The sequence below is a fragment of the Nocardioides sp. genome (assembly GCF_035503875.1).
GTDB lineage: Bacteria > Actinomycetota > Actinomycetes > Propionibacteriales > Nocardioidaceae > Nocardioides.
On the sequence record NZ_DATJTA010000101.1, the window covers coordinates 84,777 to 104,973 of the forward strand.

General features: G+C 70.7%; 20 protein-coding genes. 10 read left to right on the forward strand and 10 right to left on the reverse strand.

Annotated features, from left to right (window positions below; all coding sequences use genetic code 11):
• Positions 1-175: 175 nt before the first annotated feature.
• Together VMF51_RS24645 and VMF51_RS24650 are read right to left on the reverse strand one after the other, a co-directional pair.
• Complete coding sequence (locus VMF51_RS24645) at positions 176-364, reverse strand: hypothetical protein (RefSeq protein ID WP_325477136.1); 189 nt, start codon at positions 362-364, stop codon at positions 176-178.
• A gap of 33 nt (positions 365-397) precedes the next feature.
• The gene (locus tag VMF51_RS24650; protein WP_325477137.1) at positions 398-1,906 is read right to left on the reverse strand and encodes a hypothetical protein; all 1,509 of its coding nucleotides are present in this window, start codon (positions 1,904-1,906) and stop codon (positions 398-400) included.
• A gap of 1,198 nt (positions 1,907-3,104) precedes the next feature.
• Here VMF51_RS24650 and VMF51_RS24655 point away from each other — a divergent pair.
• On the forward strand, positions 3,105-3,446 hold the full coding sequence (locus VMF51_RS24655; RefSeq protein WP_325477138.1) for a hypothetical protein: 342 nt from the start codon (positions 3,105-3,107) through the stop codon (positions 3,444-3,446).
• Here the strand turns inward: VMF51_RS24655 and VMF51_RS24660 are convergent.
• Positions 3,443-4,282 carry a hypothetical protein gene (locus VMF51_RS24660; protein WP_325477139.1) on the reverse strand — a complete coding sequence of 280 codons (840 nt, stop codon included), beginning with the start codon at positions 4,280-4,282 and terminating at the stop codon, positions 3,443-3,445. The genes VMF51_RS24655 and VMF51_RS24660 overlap by 4 nt on opposite strands.
• Positions 4,283-4,502: 220 nt before the next feature.
• On the opposite strand from VMF51_RS24660, the gene VMF51_RS24665 reads away from it, so the two are divergent.
• On the forward strand, positions 4,503-5,195 hold the full coding sequence (locus VMF51_RS24665; protein ID WP_325477140.1) for a hypothetical protein: 693 nt from the start codon (positions 4,503-4,505) through the stop codon (positions 5,193-5,195).
• Here VMF51_RS24665 and VMF51_RS24670 read toward each other — a convergent pair.
• On the reverse strand, positions 5,192-5,746 hold the full coding sequence (locus VMF51_RS24670; RefSeq protein WP_325477141.1) for a hypothetical protein: 555 nt from the start codon (positions 5,744-5,746) through the stop codon (positions 5,192-5,194). The two genes, VMF51_RS24665 and VMF51_RS24670, sit on opposite strands and share 4 nt — an antisense overlap.
• A 264-nt stretch (positions 5,747-6,010) precedes the next feature.
• Between VMF51_RS24670 and VMF51_RS24675 the strand changes: the two genes are divergently transcribed.
• A complete protein-coding gene (locus tag VMF51_RS24675) occupies positions 6,011-10,537 on the forward strand; it encodes a phosphodiester glycosidase family protein (RefSeq protein WP_325477142.1) in 4,527 nt (1,508 codons plus the stop codon).
• Between the two features lie 87 nt (positions 10,538-10,624).
• Here VMF51_RS24675 and VMF51_RS24680 read toward each other — a convergent pair whose 3' ends face one another.
• Positions 10,625-11,266, reverse strand: a complete 642-nt coding sequence (locus VMF51_RS24680) for a LysE family transporter (RefSeq protein ID WP_325477162.1) — start codon at positions 11,264-11,266, stop codon at positions 10,625-10,627.
• 72 nt (positions 11,267-11,338) lie between these two features.
• On the opposite strand from VMF51_RS24680, the gene VMF51_RS24685 reads away from it, so the two are divergent.
• Complete coding sequence (locus VMF51_RS24685; protein WP_325477143.1) at positions 11,339-11,764, forward strand: Lrp/AsnC family transcriptional regulator; 426 nt, start codon at positions 11,339-11,341, stop codon at positions 11,762-11,764.
• Positions 11,765-11,797: 33 nt separating this feature from the next.
• Here the strand turns inward: VMF51_RS24685 and VMF51_RS24690 are convergent, their stop codons facing one another.
• On the reverse strand, positions 11,798-12,154 hold the full coding sequence (locus tag VMF51_RS24690) for a YciI family protein (RefSeq protein ID WP_325477144.1): 357 nt from the start codon (positions 12,152-12,154) through the stop codon (positions 11,798-11,800).
• 126 nt (positions 12,155-12,280) lie between these two features.
• Between VMF51_RS24690 and VMF51_RS24695 the strand changes: the two genes are divergently transcribed.
• The 3 genes from VMF51_RS24695 (at position 12,281) to VMF51_RS24705 (ending at position 16,080) form a co-directional block, all read left to right on the forward strand.
• Positions 12,281-13,735, forward strand: coding sequence for an SDR family NAD(P)-dependent oxidoreductase (locus VMF51_RS24695; protein ID WP_325477145.1), 1,455 nt, complete (start codon positions 12,281-12,283; stop codon positions 13,733-13,735).
• Positions 13,720-14,796 (forward strand): NAD(P)/FAD-dependent oxidoreductase, encoded by a 1,077-nt coding sequence (locus VMF51_RS24700; protein ID WP_325477146.1) that lies wholly within the window; start codon positions 13,720-13,722, stop codon positions 14,794-14,796. Before VMF51_RS24695 ends, VMF51_RS24700 begins: the two co-directional genes overlap by 16 nt.
• 303 nt (positions 14,797-15,099) lie before the next feature.
• Positions 15,100-16,080 carry a cytochrome P450 gene (locus tag VMF51_RS24705; RefSeq protein WP_325477147.1) on the forward strand — a complete coding sequence of 327 codons (981 nt, stop codon included), beginning with the start codon at positions 15,100-15,102 and terminating at the stop codon, positions 16,078-16,080.
• A gap of 7 nt (positions 16,081-16,087) precedes the next feature.
• Here the strand turns inward: VMF51_RS24705 and VMF51_RS24710 are convergent, their stop codons facing one another.
• Positions 16,088-16,594: a metallophosphoesterase gene (locus VMF51_RS24710; RefSeq protein WP_325477148.1), complete on the reverse strand. Its 507-nt coding sequence runs from the start codon at positions 16,592-16,594 to the stop codon at positions 16,088-16,090.
• 101 nt (positions 16,595-16,695) lie between these two features.
• Here VMF51_RS24710 and VMF51_RS24715 point away from each other — a divergent pair, with 101 nt between their 5' ends.
• Entirely contained in the window at positions 16,696-17,343 is a 648-nt protein-coding gene (locus VMF51_RS24715) for a response regulator transcription factor (RefSeq protein WP_325477149.1), read from the forward strand.
• Between the two features lie 29 nt (positions 17,344-17,372).
• Here the strand turns inward: VMF51_RS24715 and VMF51_RS24720 are convergent, their stop codons facing one another.
• Positions 17,373-17,537: a hypothetical protein gene (locus tag VMF51_RS24720; protein ID WP_325477150.1), complete on the reverse strand. Its 165-nt coding sequence runs from the start codon at positions 17,535-17,537 to the stop codon at positions 17,373-17,375.
• A 152-nt stretch (positions 17,538-17,689) separates the two neighbouring features.
• Between VMF51_RS24720 and VMF51_RS24725 the strand changes: the two genes are divergently transcribed.
• Positions 17,690-18,184 (forward strand): hypothetical protein, encoded by a 495-nt coding sequence (locus VMF51_RS24725; protein WP_325477151.1) that lies wholly within the window; start codon positions 17,690-17,692, stop codon positions 18,182-18,184.
• Between the two features lie 75 nt (positions 18,185-18,259).
• Positions 18,260-18,664: an ATP-binding protein gene (locus tag VMF51_RS24730; protein ID WP_325477152.1), complete on the forward strand. Its 405-nt coding sequence runs from the start codon at positions 18,260-18,262 to the stop codon at positions 18,662-18,664.
• Between the two features lie 27 nt (positions 18,665-18,691).
• Here the strand turns inward: VMF51_RS24730 and VMF51_RS24735 are convergent, their stop codons facing one another.
• Together VMF51_RS24735 and VMF51_RS24740 are read right to left on the reverse strand one after the other, a co-directional pair.
• Positions 18,692-19,429 (reverse strand): GAF and ANTAR domain-containing protein, encoded by a 738-nt coding sequence (locus tag VMF51_RS24735; RefSeq protein WP_325477153.1) that lies wholly within the window; start codon positions 19,427-19,429, stop codon positions 18,692-18,694.
• Between the two features lie 53 nt (positions 19,430-19,482).
• Positions 19,483-20,196 (reverse strand): GAF and ANTAR domain-containing protein, encoded by a 714-nt coding sequence (locus VMF51_RS24740; RefSeq protein ID WP_325477154.1) that lies wholly within the window; start codon positions 20,194-20,196, stop codon positions 19,483-19,485.
• Position 20,197: the final 1 nt, after the last annotated feature.

Consider the following 20,197-nt stretch of genomic DNA (forward strand, 5'->3'; position numbering starts at 1 on the left):
CACCACGCGCGTCCTGGGGCGGGCTCTCTGCATCCCGACGTCGATGCGGGTGTCGTTGCCACAACACGTGGCCGCCGAAGGAGATCGAGTACCGCGACCTCTACCTGCGGCCGCGGCGGAAGCTGTCTCCCGAGCCGGAGCCGATGGGCCCCGAGCACGCCGCCCCCGACGGCTTCTACCAGGCGCCGCTCACCGTGACCGACCAGGTCGAGATCCTCGCCTGGAGCACCGAGGCGTTCACCGAGCCGACCGAGATGATCGGCACCGGCGGGGCAGGGGCTGCGGTACGTCCGCGGTCGATCAGACCAACGTGTCCCTCGAGCTTCATGACGCGGATGCCGGTCACCCACAGGCACATGGTCATGCGGCTTCCATGTTTGGATCTTCGATAGCTGGATCAGGAGTCGGCGTCCTCCCACCAGGAGCACGGGCTCTCCGGCGACACGTCGTCGATGGTGCCGACGTGCAGGCCAGGTGACGCCTCTTCCTTGCTGAAAGCGGCCACCCGCCGCCCGTAGGCAGCCAACGGCTTCCAGAATCGGAACCCTTCCTCACGCTCTACGAGCCAGTCCTGCGTGGCGGGCCGCCACCGGCAGAGGTGATCGCTGTTGTCGACCAGCCAGAGATGAAAGAGCGGCGCCAGCGCGAGCGGCTGCCCTGGCTCGGAGGCGACGCCTGGCCGCGGCTCCCACGTGCCCCAGTTGCCTCGCCAGGCGATCTCCTGGACGATCCCGTCGATGTCGACTGCCGCTACTCGCATTTCTCCGCCGTTTGCGACGGCGGCGATGTGCCCGCCCGGCGGGAATTTCGGGCCTGCCAGGTTGAACCAGTCGTTCCACTGACCGTTCCAGTGCCGGCCGCGCATGTCACCGTCCATGTCGATCGCCCAGATCTCGCTGACATCGTCGTTACGGCATGCGGCCGCGATCGGCGCACCGGGCGGGAACGTCGCCCCGTCGAGCGGTCCCCAGTCCCGCCACGGGTTGCCGTTCCACCAGCTGCCGCGCATGGTGCCGTCCTTGTCAACAGCGAAGACGTCCATGAAGTCCGAGTTGCGGGTGCAAGCGCCGACCGCAGCGTGCGGAGGGAGCCAGGCCTCCGACATCGGCTGCCAGCGGTGCCAGACACCTTTGCCCCACCAGGCGAGATGGACCTGGCTGTTGATGACTGTGAATGCGTCCATATAGTTGGGGGACCGGGAGATCAACGCCACCGGCTGCAGCGGCTCCAGTTTCGGGCCATCGGTGATCGGGTGCCACACGTGCCAGCCCTCAGAGCCCGAGTAGGTCAGCGACTGCGCCTGCCCGTCCCCGGCGACGAGCACGGACGTGTCCGTGTGGCGGACGACGCCGCTGATCGCCTGTACCTCGGCGACCTGAAGCGACTGGTAGGCGTGCTCTGCCGGTACAGCGGTCCGGATGCTTGAGCTCTCGCCCCACTTGTCCACCCCAACGAAGTTCGTGAAGCCGCTCCGGACACGGGCAGAGATCGACTCCCCGGCCTTCGTCCGGTACAAGATCTGCTGCGTCGCTGGCGGGCGGACCGTGTGGTGCGAGTCGGTCGAACCTCGGTAGCAGCTGAGCTCGAAGAACTCCGCGTCCGAAGGCCGCGTCCACCGCAACGTCATCGTTCCCGGCCCCAACAACGGCTGCTGAAACTGTGGCACCCCACGCCTATTGCCCGAGCTGATGTCGGGCCTGGCCGACGTCGACATCGTGATGTACAGCACGTGCTCGTACCACGGCTGCTCCACGCCAGCGTCATCATCGAACGAACCGAGCCACGTCCCGTCGTCTGCCTGCAGTCGCGGAAAGACGCCGACGAACAGCTGCGGCCTCGGTGCCGGCAAGTACACCTTCTGCTCGAGAGGCTTCTCGTCCTCGATCTCGATGAACCCGACTTGCACGGCCGAGTCATTCAAGGCGCCCGTGCCGTCTCCCCACCGCACGTCGACGGCGTCGCAACCATCCGGCCCGAACCGCCACCGAACCAGCGCCTCGCACTGGCCGCCACTCTCTGGCCCCGTCTGTTCGACGTGAGCCCACTCCAAATATCGCATCACCTTTCTCCCTCACCTCGACTGTTTTCGATGGTCGACGGGCCGAAGCCGGCGCGGCAACGGGTTCTGTCAGGCCACGCAGGACATGCGCGCTCTCCCAACTCGACATCTGGCGCGTTGACGCCTTAGCCGCGACCAACAACACCGCGGACTGACCGAGCCGTCCGGCCCGATCCCGTCCCCTGGAACCCATCTACCTGGAGGGCTCACGACGGTCCGAGCCGCGTGCTGGGGCCTCGGGGCGGGGACTGCTGCGCGGACAGGTGACGGGTTGGGTGACTGGGTCCTGTCGGAGTCTCCGGTCCCAGGGGTCCTCGCGGTGCCAGCTGACCGTGTTGCGCGTTAGGCTCGAGCGCGGACCTTGTTAGTTGTCGGAGCATGGCTGACGCGAGAGCTCGGAATGGGCTCGCTTTGAATCGCAGACGGCTACACATGTCCGCCGGGTCAACAGGTGCCGCGAGCGGCATCGTCGCAGGTCAGCGCGCATTCCTGGGCCGGAGATCACGGACGTGCGCAGGGATTTGCAGTTCCGCGCAACACCGCCAACGTGTTCCGATGACGCACCCCCTGGAGTTGCGACTCCCCACCGCACTGTGTGGGACTCGACCGTCTTGCGCCGTCCCTCGAGCAAGGGAGCGCAGGTTTCATGTCATGCAGGCTGAGCGATCTGACAGCGCACGGCGAGCTTGCTAAGGACTGCCGAGCCCCCTGGCGAAGCAGCAAACGGTGAGGCAGGTGGAGGGCAGATGCCGAGCATCAGGCACCTGTCCATCCGCGGGCTTCGGCGCGCTTCCACGCAAGCTCGACGAGGCGTTCCGAGGCCTGTGATGGTCGGCCAGACCTTCGTGATCGACCTGGATTACAGATCCGAACCCAGTATCGCCCACGCACGCGAATCGGCCCCTGGCCAGCGGAAACGCTGACCAGGGGCCTTCGTGCTACTACGGGCTTGCTATCCAGGTGCTACCTGGTCGCACGTGTCTGTAGCGTCTCCGGCGTCGCGAACGTTGAGGCCGCGCGCATCGACCACGTACTCGGACTCGCCATGGCGCTGTTCGCTGATTCTGGCAAGGAGGCGTTCGGGCTCGATGGCGGCAACCCAGATGCGACCCTGGCCGCGGTTGTGGAGTCGGTCTGCGAACCACTTCGCTTGGTGTACCTAGCGTTGGCGGGCGGTGGACGTCACGAGAGCGTCGAGCTTGCGGTCCGCATCGGTGGTGGCAAGGAGTGCTTCTGCACCGACGACGAGGGGCGGGACGGTGTGTGCGCGGCTCGCCTCGGCGTGACGCTGGAGGCCGGAAGCCGGTTCACCGACCGAGGTGGCAGTCGTCGAACCGTTCGCCACTCCCGCATCCGCAAGAGTGAGCTGCTGACCAAGTTGACTTAGCGCGTCTTCAGTTCGACGACCTTCTCAGTCATGAAGTCGTCACTGAAGAACTTCAACGTGGCCGTCCCGCCAGGCTCGGCTCCTGGGAAGGCCAGCGAGATGTTCGCGGTGCTGTCGGCGCCAAGGTCAGATGGCCCCTGGAACTCGGTCGCCTTGGACTGGCGTCCTTTAGGGCTTCGGTAGGTGGCCTCATATGACGCCACGGTCACTGGCTCCTGCCCTGACCTGACCTCGGCGATCACGAAGAGTGCCCCGCTCTGGACTGACTGATACGCATACAGCAGCCGAGCGCTCCCCAGTTCGCCTGCCCGCGCCGGCTTCTTTGAGCCAACGCTGAGGCGCTCGTCCAGTGATTCGCCGTTGATCGTGAAGTTCACGATCTTGCCGTCGCGGCCCTCGATGTTCTCAAAGAGCAGGCAGGTGTCGTCGTCCGTCGGGTCGGGGCAGAACTCGTACCCGTCGCCTTCGCGTTCGGCAGTTGTGCCCTCCAGCCCCGGTGCGCCCCCGTCGACATAAGCGGTCATCGACGCTGCCAGGTAGCCGACGTAGGCCTCTGCGATCGATCCAGGCTCAGCGAGAGCACGAGCCTCTTCGAGCTGGGCTACGTCATAGCCAGCAGCAGCGTCGAAGTACTCCTGGAGATCCTCCTCCGAGGGCAGATCCACCGTCTCGTCGGCGGCCTCGGCCTGGGCTGAAGAATCGACCTCCGAAACGGTGCCTGCATCATCGTCCGCTGCCGAAACAGGCGGATCCTCGCTGCACCCAGATGCGAGTACGCCTGCAAGAACCAGTGAAGCCGCGACCGCCAAGGCGGATCGAACTGAGGAGAAGGGCATTGAGGAGCTTCCGATCGTCGATGAGTCGGCGCCAATAGTGGCCCCTGGAGCCTCCCGTGTCCTCAGTTTCACTCAGCGACAGGGGCACGGTGACGACCCTCACTTCCGCTGGAGCTTTGCTGTTCCTTGAAACCCCTGGGCGCGAGACGGGCGGACTCAAACTGACCGGACTTTCATCCAAACGACCACGTGCGGGTTGGCACGGACCTACCGTGGACGGGTGCGCCTTCAAGCCTTCATGCTCGCCCTTGTCGCTTCCTCGGTGCTCGCCCCGGTGACACCGGCCCATGCGGCCGGAGGCGCTGTCCAGTCGCCTGACGGCGTCTTGTGGCAATGTCACGAACATAACTACCGCTACCAGATCGAGCTCCCTCCGGGTGCCTACGGCTGGTCGGCCGACGTGACTATCTCGGGTCCGGATGGGCTCGAAGTGAGCACTGACTACCTCTACGACGACGAGAACCCGACGCATGGAACCTCGTCGTTCCAGATCTGCTCTTTCGAGATGGCGGGCCGATACACCGTCAGCACGGATGTTGAGTGGCACGACTACGACTACAACTCATCTTCGTTCTCATTGCCCGATGCGTACTTCAAGATGCGCGACCCCAAGACGCGCACTTCGTTGACTGCAGCGCCGCGGAAGCCGCGACCCAACGCCGTCGTCAAGTTCCGGGTCGTCAGCAAGGACGAGCGGCCGAACGGCTACTTCGGAACCTCCTACGCATCCGTAGTCCTGGAGGTGAAAGCTGGCAACAAGTGGAAGCGAATCGGCCGCAAGTCAGCGACCAACCAACGAGGCGTTGTGACCCTTCGCGCACGCTACACAGGAGGACGCAAGGCGGTGCGGGCGCGGACGTTGGGCACCGACTCGGCGAGCGGGTCGACGTCGCGAATCGTGAAGTTCCGCTAGTCCTTCCGCTGATGGCGCTTGCCCTCGGACGCGGTCGAATTGATGCTCCGGGCGACCTTCTCCGCATGTGCATCGGCGGTGCACTCCATGACTCGCTCCAGTCGGCGAATGGTCTTGTCCTGCGCCTTCGTCTGCTCCCGAAGCGCCTTCACGGTGCGGTCCGCGGTAGCCAGCGGCCCGCCGAAGGCGGCGCCACCAGCAGCCGCAGCGACCTGAGCATTGAGGCGATCGCGCTCCCCGTAGAGGCTCGCGTACTCCATCAGCTCGGCCGGCGGGAGCACGGCGCAATACCGGGCCAGGACGAGGCCTTGCTTGGTGATGAGTTCCGCGAACGCCGGTCTCGTGCGCCCCTTGCCGCGCAGCCTTCGGATGATCTCGATGAGCTCCTTCGAGTCCGCGATGTCTTCCCGCAGCGCACCCGAGGCGGTCCGCCGCTGTCCTGACCACGGATTCTTGGACGCTTCGAAAGTGTCATTCCCGGACCGTCGACGGGGCGTCGTCCGCAACGTCGTCGAACTTCGCTTCCAGCGCGTCCCGCTTGCGCGGCTCACGTTCCAGCGCTCGCTCGGAGACGCGCAACGTCTGGTTGAAAGCACGGAGACCGGAACGCAACGGGCGTACGAGACCAGGCGCGTCAAGGGATAGGTCCCACTGACCTCCGGTAGCGCGACCATCCAGGCGGCTCGGCGCCAACTGGTCACGCACTGGTCCCGCGTCGTTGGGCAACTGGACTCCCGCCGTCGCCAGGGTTCTGCCTGGCCCCCGGGTTCCGCCCGGAGGCCATTCCTTTGAACCTGTACTGACGGGACTGAACAGTGAGCAATGGATCGAGGCGCGGGTGGCGGACGGTCACCGGCACCACCATCGTGGGGTTGGCCGTGGGCGGGGTGGTGGCGCCCGCGCCGCCGGCTCAGGCCGAGTCGGCCCCCGTCGTCGTCGAGGGGATGAACCTCGACCGGGGCGGGACGGCGGTGGTGAACCAGGTGGAGAGGGAGGAGATCGCTCCCGGCCTGGTGCACGTGGGCTGGGATCGGCTGGGACCGGACGGGTGGCAGCACATCAACGTGCTCAAGGCCGAGATGTCGGACTCGACGGTCAAGATGCGCTACCTCACTCCGGAGACGGTGTCGGGCGACGGCGGCACCGTCACCGACATGACCGAGCGGGCCGGCGCGATCGCCGGCGTCAACCTCGATCGCTTCGACATCAACAACTCGACCGCGGCCACGGGATGGGGCATCCAGGACGGCACGATCATCAAGTCCGGCAACCCTGACGCTGCAGCCTCGGTCGGGATGACCAAGGACGGCCTCGGAGCACTGGTCAACCTGGCGCTCGTCGGCTCGGCGACGTTCGCCGACGACACGGCCGTGACGATCACCGGTGTCAATGTCTCCGGGGCGCCCGCCGACGGCGTCACGCTCTACAACTCGCAGTGGGGCGCCTTCTCCCGGGCCCGCACCTTCAACTCGGTGGCGGCGGCCGGGGTCGAGGTGATCGTCGGTGCCGACGGCAAGGTCGTGTCGGTGAGCGACACCGTGGGCGAAGGGACGCTGCCCGCCGGGCAGCAGGCACTGGTGACGTCCGACGCGAGCCCGGCGGCCGTGAGGTTCCGTGCCCTCAGCGCCGGCGATCCGGTCGACATCGCCTACGGCATCAACGAGGACAACGTCGACATCGCCGAGGCCGGCGGTGCCTGGCACCCGTTGGTCACCGACGGCGTCGCTGCGCCGTTCGACCCGGCCCAGGACTACTTCACCGGAGTCAACCCGCGGACCATGATCGGCTTCAGCGAGGACCGTCGTACGGCGTACTTCGTGGTGGTCGACGGCCGGACCGCGGTCGCCCGGGGCATGGGCTTTCCCGAGATGGCCCGGCTCCTGGTCGACCTGGGCGCGGACGACGCGATCAACGCCGACGGTGGCGGATCCAGCCAGATGAACGTACGGCGCGTGGGGGCGTCGAGCACCACGATCGCGAACTCGCCCTCCGACGGCTACGAGCGCCATGACGGCGACGGCATGGGCCTCGTCCTGGCTCAGCAGGGCTCCGGGCGGCTGGAGGGCTACGCCGTCGAGCCCGCGTCCCAGGAGGACGACGCCGACCGCGTCTTCACCGGCTTCCGGCGCACGCTGGTGGGTCGCGGGTACGACGAGACGCGGTCGGCCGTCGACGAGACGCCCGGCACCTGGACCAGCGCCGACCGCCGCATCGCGACCGTCGCCGACGGAGTCGCGACCGGCAGGGAACGGGGCTTCGTCGACATCCGGGCGACCCGTGGCATCGCCGTCGGTGCCGCGAGGCTGCAGGTGCTCGGCGAGCCGACCCGCCTCACGGTCGATCACACCGTGGTCAACCTGGAGCGACGGGGGTCCAGTCAGGTGCTGGCGATCACCGGGCGCGACGCCCAGGGGTTCACCGCTCCGGTCGAGCCCGCGGACCTGACGGTCGAGAACCCGGCTCCCGACGCCTTCCAGGTCGAGCCCACCCCGGACGGGAGGTTCCTGGTGACCGCCGTCGGTGACGAGGGCACCGGGACGATCACCTTCCGTGCGGGCGAGCTGACGGCCGAGGTCGCCGTCGCCGTGCCCCTGGAGGTCCGGCTGATCGACGACTTCTCCGACGTCAGCGGCTGGACCACCGCCCACGACCGTGCGCCCACCGGCGCACTGGTGCCCGGCGAGGGACACGAGGGTGACCCGAGCATCAGGCTGAACTACGACTTCACCGAGTCGGTCGGAACCCGCGGCCGGTACGCGGTGGCACCCGGCGCGGTCGCCGGCGGCTCCGGTGGCATCGACATCCCCGGGCGCCCGCAGAAGCTGTCGGTCTGGATCAAGGGCGACGGCAACGGCTCCCTGCTGCGGCTGCAGGTGATGCAGGCCAACGGGGTGCGCAACTGGCTGGACGGGGTCGACGAGAGCACCGGCGAGCCGACCTCGCTGTACGCGACCTGGACCGGCTGGGAGCGCAAGGACTTCGTGGTGCCCAGCTCGTTCGCGTTCCCGCTGAAGCTCGAGCGCATCCGCATCCTGGAGACCGTCGCGGCCAAGCAGTACACGGGATCGATGGAGTTCTCCAAGATCTACGCCTATTTGCCGCCCGAGGGCGTCGAGGCGCCGGTCGTCGCGCGGGCCGAGGACCCGGTCGTCGTCCCGACCGACGCCACCGACGACGACCCGCTGCGGGTCGCGGTGATGTCCGACGCCCAGTTCGTGGCGCGTGATCCCGACAGCGGCGCCGTCCAGGGCGCGCGGGACGCGCTCGAGGAGATCGTCGCGGCCGAGCCCGACGCCCTCGTCATCAACGGCGACTTCGTGGACGAGGCCTCGCCGGCCGACTTCGACCTCGCGCGGAGCATCCTCGACGAGGAGCTCGCCGACGCGGAGTTCCCCTGGTACTACGTCCCGGGCAACCACGAGATCATGGGCGGCCCGATCGCCAACTTCGTCGACGAGTTCGGGCCGGCGAACCACACCTTCGACCTGGAGAACACCCGGTTCGTCACGCTGAACTCCGCCACCGGCAAGCTGGCCGACTCGTTCAGCCAGATCCGTGAGCTGCGTACCCAGCTCGACGACGCCGCCACCGACCCTCGCGTCACGGGCGTCGTGGTGTTCTCGCACCACCCGATCGACGACCCGCTCCCGACGAAGGGCAGCCAGCTCAGTGACCGCAAGGAGGCAGGGCTCCTCCAGGACTGGCTCACCGACTTCCGCGCCGACAGTGGGAAGTCGATCGCCTTCGTCGGATCGCACGTCGGTGTCTTCCACGCCGAGACGCTCGACGGCGTACCGCACCTGATCAACGGCAACTCCGGCAAGGGACCCGCCTCGACGCCGGCCAACGGCGGATTCACCGGATGGACGATGCTCGGCATCGACCCCGTGGACGGTCGGTGGCAGCACGCCGAGGACCTGGGTTCCGACTGGCTGAGCGCGGAGATCAACACCCGGGTCGACCGGCTCGACGTCGCGGCGCCGCCTGCCGCGTTGCGGGTCGGCGACGTCTTCGACACCGACCCGCAGGTGACCCAGGACGACACCTCGTCCTTCGACCTCGGCTACCCGTCGAGTTCGCGCTGGTCGGGGTCCGACGGGGTCTTCGTCGGCGCCCCCGCGGATGCGCCCACGGACGCGATCGCCGCGATCGACCCGACCACGCACGAGCTGACGGCCCTGCGCGCCGGTGCCGGGACACTGGAGCTCGCGGTCAACGACGGCACCGCGTCGCTCGACTTCAGCGTGACCGGCGGCGAGATCAGCCTCGACGACGACACGCCGAGCTTCGGCCAGACCCTCACCTCGCAGCTGGGCTCCTGGGTCGACGGTGCCGACGTGACCTACCAGTGGCTGCGCGGCAGCACCCCGATCGTCGGTGCGAACGACGCGGCGTACGTCGTCGGGCTCGACGACGTCGGCCAGGACCTGAGCGTCCGCGCGACGGTCACCGGCGCGGGACGAGCACCGGTCACCGTCTCGGCTCGGACCGCGACAGCGGTCACCCCGGCTGTGCTGCCGGCACCGACCGTCGGACTGACCGGCGACCCGGTCGCCGGTGGAGCCCTGCGCGCCGAGCACGGTGCGTGGCCTTCCGGCACGGAGCTGACCTACCGCTGGCTGCGGGACGGCGCCTCCATCGCCGGTGCTCGATCCAGCAGCTACCTGGTGGAGGGCGAGGACGTCGGCCACCGGATCCAGGTGGTCGTCACCGGTCATCTGGCGGGTCACACCGAGGCGTCGGCCACGAGCGCGGCCACGGCACTGGTCACCAGGCCGACCACGCCCCCCGACCCGGACCCGGTCCCGGAGGTCGTCGTCTCCGCCACGCCGTCCATCAACGGGGTCGGCCGCGTCGGCGTCCGGCTGCGTGCCGTGGCGAACCGCTGGGAGGACGGCACGGCGCACAGCTACCAGTGGCTCCGTGCGGGCGCGCCGATCGCGGGGGCGACCGGCGCGACGTACCTCCCCACCGCGGGTGACCGTGGCCAGCGGCTCAGCGTCCGCGTGCTCGGCGCCAAGCCCGGCAAGGTCGCCGTCAGCCGTGACAGCCGCCCGACCGCTGCCATCGCGGCAGGCCGGATCACCACGAGCAAGCCGAGGCTGCGCGGCGTACTCGAGCGCGGCGAGGTGCTGCGCGTGGTCACCGGCAGGTGGGACGGCGCCAGGCTCACCTATGCCTGGTTCCGCAACGGCAAGCAGGTGCGGATCACCACCAAGCCGCGATACCGCCTGAGTGTGGCCGACGTCGGCAAGCGGATCCGGGTGACGGTCAGGGGCACCAAGCCCGGCTACACCCCCGCGAAGCGGAGCACCGCGCGGTCCGCCCAGGTGCGGCGCTGACACCCACGTGCGTCGACACGGCCCGGTACCTCCCCGGAGGTGCCGGGCCGTGGCGCTCGGCAGCGCCGGCGCGGACGGCTGGGGTGGTCAGGTGAGCGCGACCGTTCCGCTGGCCAGTACGGCGGCGCCGAGCGAGACGACCACGCCCGAGGCGACGACGCCGACGACCCGGCTCGCACGGGCGCTGATCGAGGCGCCGGACACGGATCCGACGCCGGCGAGCAGGAGCTGCCAGGCCAGGGAGGAGAGCCCCACCGCCGTCACGAAGACCGCGGGGGCGAGCCGGGAGTTGTTCGACGTCGTGACCGCACCCGCCAACGCCACGAAGTACACCAGCGTGATCGGGTTGACGGCGGTCAGGACGACGAAGCGGGCGAAGGCTCGCCAGGCCGAGGTCGTCCTGCCGACCGGTCCGGCCGGGGTCGCGCCACCGGCCCGCCACGCCGCGATCAGCTGGCGCCCGCCGATGCCCACGATCACGAGACCGGAGAGGAGCAGGAAGGCGCCGCGGTGGTGCTCGACCGTCGCGGAGACCCGTACGCCGAGCACGGTCGCGAGCGCGCAGTACACCAGGTCCACGAGCGCCACCCCGACAGCGGCCGCGGCGGCGACGCGGAACCCGTTCTCCCATCCCTCACGCAGCAGCAGTACGCCGATCGCGCCGAGCGGCATGGCCACCCCCAGGCCGGCGACACCTCCGGCCAGGGCCGGCGTCCAGATCTCGCTCATCACGAAGACGAGCCTGCGCGAGCCGGACGCTTGCGACCGACGTACTTGCGGCCGAACGCTATCTTGTTGCGTGTGGACGGACTGGACGAGCAGATCATCGGCCATCTCCGCGAGAATGCCCGCTGCTCGTTCAGTGATCTCGGCCGCATGGTCGGTCTCAGTACCAGCGCCACCGCCGCGCGCGTCCGTCGGCTCGAGGCTGACGGAGTGATCCTGGGCTACACCATTCGGACCGGCCAGGACGTCCCCGGACCTCGCGGCGGGCTCGTGCTGTTCATCGACGTCCGACTCGCGACGGACACGCGCGGCGAGGCCTTCCTGGAACGGGTCCGGGACATCAGGTCGATCGCGGAGGCCATTCACGTGACCGGCCCGTTCGACTACCTGCTCCGCGTGTACGTCCCCGACACCGGCGCTCTCGATCGCCTCCTCCAACGACTCAAGACCGAATGCGGGGTGGCGCAGACGCAGACCCGCGTCGCGCTGCGCGCGCTCTGAGGTCCGACATCCCGGGCCTGCCGGTCGGCAGCGTCACTCCAGGTTCGGTTGCGACCCGAAGCGGCGTACCTCCTGCGGCCAGCCGCAGCCCTCGGCGAGCCGGCCGGCCCACCGCTTGGCGGCCTCGTCGTCGGCGACGTCCACGACGGCGAAGCCGCCCAGCCACTCCTTGCTCTCGACGTACGGCCCGTCGGTGACCAGGGCGCCGCTGCCGGTGGGCGCGGCGCTGTAGATCGGGCCGTCCTCCTCGAGGCCGCCGGCGAAGAGGTACACGCCGGCCTCCTTCATCTCGTTCACCACCGCCATGGCGAGCGGTGCGCGCCCGCGGAACCACTCCTCGGAGTGGTCGCCCACCCACTGCTGGTTGAAGTAGATGAGGTACTCGGTCATGTCTGCTCCTCGTTCCGAGGCGGACCCGAGGTGGCCCGCGTTCATCTTCCCCACGAACGGCGGGGTCCGGATACGACAGTGTCGTACCGAACTGCTCGGACGTCTGGCGTGTGGGTACACGGCACCATGACCTTCTCCCGTCCTGTCGTCCTGGTCACCGGTGCGTCGAGCGGGATCGGTCGGGCGGTCGTCCTGCGTGCGGCGGCACAGGGGGCGCACGTCGTCCTCGTCGCCCGGGGACGCGCGGCCCTGGAGGCGGCGGCGCGCGACTCCGAGACCGCGGGCGCGGCGTCCACGACGGTCCTGCCGGCCGATGTCGGCGACGACGACGCCGTCGCGGAGCTGGTCGCCTCGGCGGTACGCCGCCACGGCCGGCTCGACGTCGTGGTCTCCAACGCCGGCGTCGTGTCGTACGGCCGGGCCGAGGAGGTGCCGGCCGAGGTCTTCGACGGCGTCGTCCGCACCAACCTGACCGGGGCGGCCAACCTCACCCGACACGTCCTGCCGGTGCTGCGTCGCCAGGAGGAGGGCACGCTCATGTTCGTCGGTTCGGTGATCGGCCACGTCGCCGTGCCGTCGCTGACCGCCTACACGGTGAGCAAGTGGGGTCTGCGCGCCCTGGTCCACCAGCTGCGCCTGGAGAACCGCGACGTCCCGGGCGTCCACATCGGGTACGTCGCACCCGCGGGCGTCGACACCCCGATCTACCGGACCGCCGCCAACTACGACGGGTACGTCGGCCGGCCGCCCCCGCCGGTCGCGAGCGCCGACCGGGTGGCCCGCCAGATCCTGGCGGGTCGACCACCCGCGGCTCGGCGCGCAGCTCAGCCTGGTCAACCACGTGGTGAGGTTCGGCTTCAGCGCGCTGCCGCCGGTGTACTCCCGGATCGTGGGGCCGCTGTGCTACCTGCTCACGGTCGATCTCGGACGCCCCCTCGCGGCCACGTCGGGCAACGTCCTGACGAGCCGCTCGGAGGACGACCCCGTCCGCGACACGGCTGCGCGGGCGTCGCTCCCGGTCTCCCTCGGGCGGAACGTGCGCGCGCTGCTGGGCGGTGGCGCCCGGTGAGCCCGACGTACGACGCCATCGTGGTCGGGGCCGGCCCCAACGGGTTGGTCGCGGCCAACCTGCTCGTCGACGCCGGGTGGTCGGTGCTCGTGCTGGAGGCCCAGCCGAAGGTCGGCGGCGCGGTGGCCAGCGACCGGGAGGTCCATCCCGAGTTCGTGCACGACACGTTCAGCGCCTTCTACCCGCTCGCCGCGGCCTCGCGGACCATCGGCTCGTTCGGCCTGGACCGCTTCGGGCTCGAGTGGACGCACGCGCCCGCCGTGCTCGGGCACTGCCTGCCGAGCGGGGAGTGGGCGGTCCTGCACCGCGACCGCGACGTGACCGCGGGGCTCATGGACGCCCAGCACCCCGGCGACGGCGACGCGTGGCTGGAGCTGTGCGGGCAGTGGGACCGGATCGGCGACTCCCTGGTCCAGGCGCTGCTGACCCCGCCCCCCCGGTGCGGGCCGGGCTCTCGGCGCTGGGCCGGTTGCGGTCCGTCGGTGGTCTCGGCTTCGTGCGCCAGCTGCTGACACCCGTCGCGGACCTGGGACGGACCCGCTTCGGGGGATTCGCGCCCCGGATCCTGCTCGCCGGCAACGCCGGGCACGCGGACATCCCGCTCAACGCACCCGGCTCCGGCCTGATGGGCTGGGTGATGACCATGCTGGGGCAGACGGTCGGCTTCCCGGTGCCGGTCGGTGGCGCGGGGGTGCTCGCGGAGGCGATGGCGGCGCGGCTGCGGGCGGAGGGTGCCGAGGTGCGGTGCGACAGCGAGGTCACCGCGATCGAGGTGCGCGGTGGCCGGGCCGTGGCGGTGCGCACCCGGGACGGCGAGCGGTTCGCGGCCCGGCACGCGGTGATCGCGGACGTCGCCGCGCCCAGCCTCTACGGCCGTCTGCTGCCGGCCGAGGCCGTCCCCGCGCGCACCCGGACGGCGATGGCGTCGTTCGAGATGGACCCCGGGACCGTCAAGGTCGACTGGGCGCTCGAGGGGCCGGTCCCGTGGGCCGCGCCGCCGCCGTACGCCGCCGGGACGGTGCACGTCGCCGACTCGGTCGAGCAGATGGCCCTGGCCATGCACCAGGTGAGCTCGCAGACCATCCCGGCCGCGCCGTTCCTGCTCACCGGCCAGATGACCACCACCGACCCGACCCGCTCACCGGCCGGCACCGAGTCGTTGTGGGCCTACACCCACGTGCCCCAGCAGATCCGAGGCGACGCGGGCGACGGCTCGGTCCGGGGCGTGTGGGACCGCGACGACTGCGAGCGGTTCGCGGATCGGATGCAGGCCCGCATGGAGCAGCTCGCGCCGGGCTTCGGCTCCCACGTGCGGGCGCGGCGGGTGCTCGGGCCGCGCGAGCTGGAGGCCCGGGACGCCAACCTGATCGGCGGCGGCCTCAACGGCGGCACGGCCCAGATCCACCAGCAGCTGGTCTTCCGGCCGGTTCCGGGGCTCGGCCGGGCCGAGACCGGCGTCTCGGGCCTCTACCTGGGCTCGGCGTCCGCGCATCCCGGCGGCGGCGTCCACGGCGCCCCCGGGTCGAACGCCGCCCGCGCGGCCATCGCCCACCGTCGGCGGGTGCTGTGGTGACCGGATGGTCACCCCGGCGGGTGGGTGTCGAGCGGAGGATCCCGGCTACCAGGCAGTCAGGGATGACGAGGTGAGTCTGCGACACGATCTGGGACCCCGGCTGTGGCGATCGGGCTACCGCGCCCTGCCCGAGGAGCGTGCCCGGCACGACGAGGCGGACGTCTTCACGACGACGCTGCTGGGCCGGCGCGCCGTCGTCGTCCGTGGCCGCGACGGTGCCCAGCTGTTCTACGACCCGTCGGTGATCGAGCGGAGCCGAGCCGTGCCGGCGCGCTCGCCCACCTGCTGTTCGGCCGCGGCGCGGTGCACGGTCTCGACGACGAGCAGCACCAGCAGCGCAAGGCGATGTTCCTGGAGATGCTCGGCGACGAGAGCACGCGACCGCTCGCCGAGGCGATCGGCGTCGATCTTCGGCAACGCGCGGAGCGCTGGGTCGGGAGTGAGGTCAGGCTCTTCGACGAGCTGGTCGAGGTGTACGGCGCCGCCGTCCAGGCGTGGGCAGGCATCCACGCCGACGCCGGCGCGATCAGGAGACAGAGCCGACGGCTGGCCGCCATCGTCGACGGATTCGGCGGTGCCGGCGCCGCCTACCCGCGGGCCTGGCGGGCCCGCCTGGTGGCGAACCGGTGGGCGCGCTCGCTGGTCGAGGAGGTCCGGGCCGGGCGCTGCACCACCACGCCGGGCAGCCCACTCCAGGCCCTCGCCACCGGGCCGGGCCGCGACCTCTCGTCGCGCGTCGCCGGCGTCGAGCTGCTCAACATCCTGCGACCCACGGTCGCGGTCGCCTGGCCGGCCACGTTCCTGGCCCGGGCGCTGGTCGAGCACCCCGCGTGGCGACCGCGGCTGCACGACGACCCGTCGGGGGAGCGCCGTACCGCCTTCGGGCACGAGGTACGGCGTACCTGCCCGTTCGTTCCGGCACTGGCCGGCCGGGCCCGCGCCCGGGCGGAGATCGACGGCACGGTCCTCGAACCCGGCGACCTCCTGGTGCTCGATGTGCCCGGCACCCACCGGGACCCACGCCACTGGGACGCTCCCGACGACTTCCTCCCCGAGCGCTTCGCGGGGGTCTGGCCGGATCCGTTCGCCTTCGTACCGCAGGGCGGCGGAGACCCGGCGACCGGGCACCGCTGCCCGGGGGAGCCGCTGACCGTGGCGATCCTCGACGAGACCGCCGCCGTCCTGGCCGACCTCGGCTACCGGATCGTCGGCTCCGCGGGCCACGACCCGCAGCGGATCCCCACGCTGCCCGGCGGCGGACTGGTGATCCGCGTCGACGCGTAGTGATCGCCTACCGGCGCGGTGGCAGGGCGTGCAGCGTCACGTCGGAGAGCACGCCGTCGGCGGCCCGGGCGGTCAGGTAGGTGCACGCCGGCTGGCGCCGCCGGTCGGTGGGGGAGCCGGGGTTCAGCAACCGCAGGCCGGAGGCCGTGGTGGTGTCCCACGGGATGTGGCTGTGACCGAAGACGAGGACGTCGAGGTCCGGGAACGACGCGCTGCATCGCTCCTCGCGTCCTGCCGCCGCGCCGGTCTCGTGCACGACGCCGAAGCGGACGCCGCCGAGCTCGACACGGGCGACCTCGGGCAGCCGCTCGCGCAGCGGACCGTGGTCGTTGTTGCCGTACACCCCGACCAGGCGTCGCGAGTGCTCCTCGAGCTCGTCGAGGAGGGCCACGTCCACCCAGTCGCCCGCGTGGATCACCACGTCGGCGGCGTCCACCTGCCGCCACACCTCGTCGGGCAGGGCGCGAGCGCGTTTCGGCAGGTGGGTGTCGGCCAGGAGGAGGAGCGCCGTCATGCCTCCAGTGAACGACGGTGGTGGATCAGCGCCTCGCGTATCGACCGGGGCGGCCGGGTACCGAGACGGCCACGCACCGCCGTCGAACGGAGACCCGCCTGTTGCCCGCCTCGGAGACCACCGCGGTCCGCGTCGCCCTGTCCAACGACTACGAGCTCGTCCTGCGCGGGCTGGCGGGCCTGCTGGCGCCGTACGCCGAACGGGTGCGGGTGGTCGGGATCTCCACCGATCCGGACTTCGAGGAGGAGGTGGACCTCGTGCTGTTCGACGCGTTCGGGCGACTCGCGCCCGGAGACGAGAAGCTCCGGCGCGTGGTCGCGGACAACCCGGCGGCGCGGGTGGTCGTCTACAGCTGGGACACCTACCCGCCCGACGTCGCGCGGGCCGCGGGCGCCGTCGGCTGGATCCACAAGGGCGTCGAGCCGGAGGAGCTCGTCGACCTCCTCGAGCGCGCGCACCGCGGCGAGAGCATCGAGGCACATCCGGACGCCGTCCCGGACCTGTACGACGAGGGGATGACGGACTGGCCCGGGAGGTCGGCCGGCCTCAGCGCGCGCGAGGCCGAGGTCCTCTCCTTCATCTGCCAGGGCCTGGAGAACACCGAGATCGCCGAGCGGTGCTTCCTGAGCATCAACACGGTCAAGACCTACATCCGTACGGCGTACCGGAAGATCGGCGTCAGCCGCAGGTCGCAGGCGATCGTCTGGGCGATCGACCACGGCCTCGGCGAGAGTGGGTGGCGCCCGTAGGGCGAGCCGTTCGATCCGTCCGGTGCGGGTCAGCCGAGTTCGTCGGTGGCCACCTCGGGCTCCTGCTCCCGGTTGCGGTCGATGTCCTTCGGGTCCTGTTCCAACCGCTCGGCGGCGTCGGCGGTGTCGATGTCCTCCTCGCCCGGGACGCTGCCCAGGTCGACGGGACGCTCTTCTGAGTGCGGTGTGGTCATGAGATCCGGTACCCCCCGTTTGCCCCTTTACTAAAGAGGGCACTTAGAAGGCGCCGGCGGCCCCTGACGAGCAAGGGCGAACTTACGCAGCGCGTTCGAGACGACGGGGCCGGCCGGCCAACCAGGTCGTGATGGTGCGGTTGGATCGCCGCGTGACCTTCTCCTGGACCGGACTCGCGCTCGCGGCCGCGATCCTGCTCCCGAACGCACTCGTCGTACTCCTCCCGCCCCGCGAGGGCCTGCGGGTCCTGGCGTCCACCGGGCCGGTGCCCGGAGTCGTCGAGCGGATCGGCCAGGTCGGCTGCTCGACTGCGGCCGTGCTGTGGGGACCCGACCGGGGCGCCGCCCCGTGGGGCTGGACGATGCTCGCCGCCGTGATCGCGTACGCCGCCCTCTGGGTGCGCTACGTGCTCGGCGGCCGGCGCGCGGGCAGTCTGCTCTCCCCGGTATGGGGCGTGCCCGTGCCGATGGCGGTGCTGCCGGTGGTCGCCTTCGGCTGTGGTGCCGTCTGGTCCGCCTCGCCCTGGCTGGCCGCGGCGACGGCGGTCCTGGCCGTGGGGCACCTGCCGAACAGCCTGCGAACCGGCCGGCTCCTGCGCGCCGACCCGGCCCGCACGGGGGGTGTCAGCCCGGACGGGCGGCGCTAGTCTGACCCGATACGGCCGGTCATGCCCGGACCTCGCACTGACGTTGGCCGTAGCGCCAGCGCGACGGCGAGACGGATGACAGTGGCTGTGCCCTGGTCCTGCGAGACGGAGCTCCCTGGTGAGGCGCGCAGTGCCTCGCGCGCCCGCGCGTTCGTCACGGAGGCGTTGCGCAGCCACGAGCTGGACCATCTGGTCGACGACATCGGGCTGGCGACGAGCGAGCTGGCGACGAACGCCGTCCTGCACGCGCGCACGAGGTTCACCGTGATCGTGAGCGCGTTCGAGGAGACGGTGTTCCTCGAGGTGCTGGACCGGTCGCCCGTGAACCCGACCGTGGGCACGGCGCGGACGTCCGACGCGAACGGGCGCGGGATCGGCGTCGTCCAGGCGGTGAGCCGGGACTGGGGAGTGATCGCCCGCGAGCCCGACGGCAAGTCGGTGTGGGCGGCCTTCGACGTGACGCCGGGTCCGCGGGGCTGAGCGCCGCGCGGCGTGGAGCCCGCCGGTTCAGTCCGGGGGCCGCGTGGTGAGGTCCGGGATGCTGGTCGGGTCCTCGGTCACCGCCTGCGCGACACGGCCGAGCAGCTCCTGGTGGCTGCGGGCGTAGGAGCGCAGCATCTCGAACGCGTCGTCCATGCTGACGCCGTGGATCTGCGCCAGCACCCCCTTGGCCTGCTCGACGACCACTCGGCTGTTCAGCGCTGCCTGGAGCTGCTCGGTGAGCACCTCGCCGCGGTGGATGGCGCGTTCCTGCAGCAGCCCGATGGTGGCGATGTCCGCCAGTGCCTGGACGATCCGGACCTCCGCCGGCGACAGGTGGCCGACCTCGGTGCCGAAGAGGTTGAGCGCCCCGATCACGGTCTGGCGCAGTCGCAGCGGGAAGGCGTGCACCGACCGGAATCCGGCGGCGACGGCCCAGGGCGCGAAGGAGGGCCAGAGGTCGCCGGCCTCCTCGAGATCGGCGTCGATCACCGGCTCGCCGCGCTGGTAGCAGTCGTGGCACGGACCCTCGTCGGCCTGGAGCTGGAACAGCTCGAGCGTCCTGGCGCGCTCGTCCGAGGCGGCCATCAGCTGGAGCCGGCCGTGCCGGTCCGCGAGCAGGACCCCGGCGCCCTGGATCCGCACGATCTCCGTGGTGTGGCCGGCGACCATCCCCAGGAACTCGATCAGGTCGAACTCGTCCACGAGGGTGTCGGCGACCTCGACCAGCACCTCGGCGAGCCTCTCGGCGGGAACCATCGACATGGCGGACTTCCTTCACGAACCCGGGCGCACCATCGGCCCTGGGGTGAGGGACCTCATGGCTCGTCCGGCTCGAAGACCAGCCTACCGGCGAGCACATCGTCCGCGAGGTCGCTGAGGCGCTGGCTCCGGGTGAAGGCGCGTGCTCTCATCCGGGCCATCGCCACGAGCGGTGGAACGCCGAGCTGGACCATGACCATGCCCTGGGCCTGGAACACCTCGTACCGGCCGTCGAGGGCGTCGTGCACGACCAGGTCGGGCTCACGCGGAGCCAGTTGCGCGTCGAGCAGGCCGGTGGTCGCCGCCTCGGCGAAGCTCATCGCCTGGTCGAGCGCCAGGTCCGAGAGCGCTCCTACCTCCTCCCGGTACACGGCCATCGCTCCCAGCCTGGCGCCGCCGACCCCCAGGGGGAAGGCGAACAGGGCGCGGACGCCGTAATCCTGGACGGCGGGGGAGTAGATCGGCCACCTGCTCCGGCCCGCGGACCGGAGGTCGGCGACGAGGACGGGCTGCCGGGTCGCGTGGGCGTCGAGGAACGGTCCCTCGCCCAGCGTGAACTGCAGGGCCTCGAGCTGCACGGTCGCGGGATGGGAGGCGGCGACGGTCACCGGTGTCCGGTCGTCCACGCTGAGGTTGATGCTGACGCCGGTCGCGGGCAGCGCCCGTGCGGCGGCCCGGCACAACCGCTGCAACCGGCCGGCCGAGGCGGGTCGGTCGTCCGCGAGCGACGCCTCGTCGGCGACGAGCTGCTGCACCTGCGCGAGGCTCATG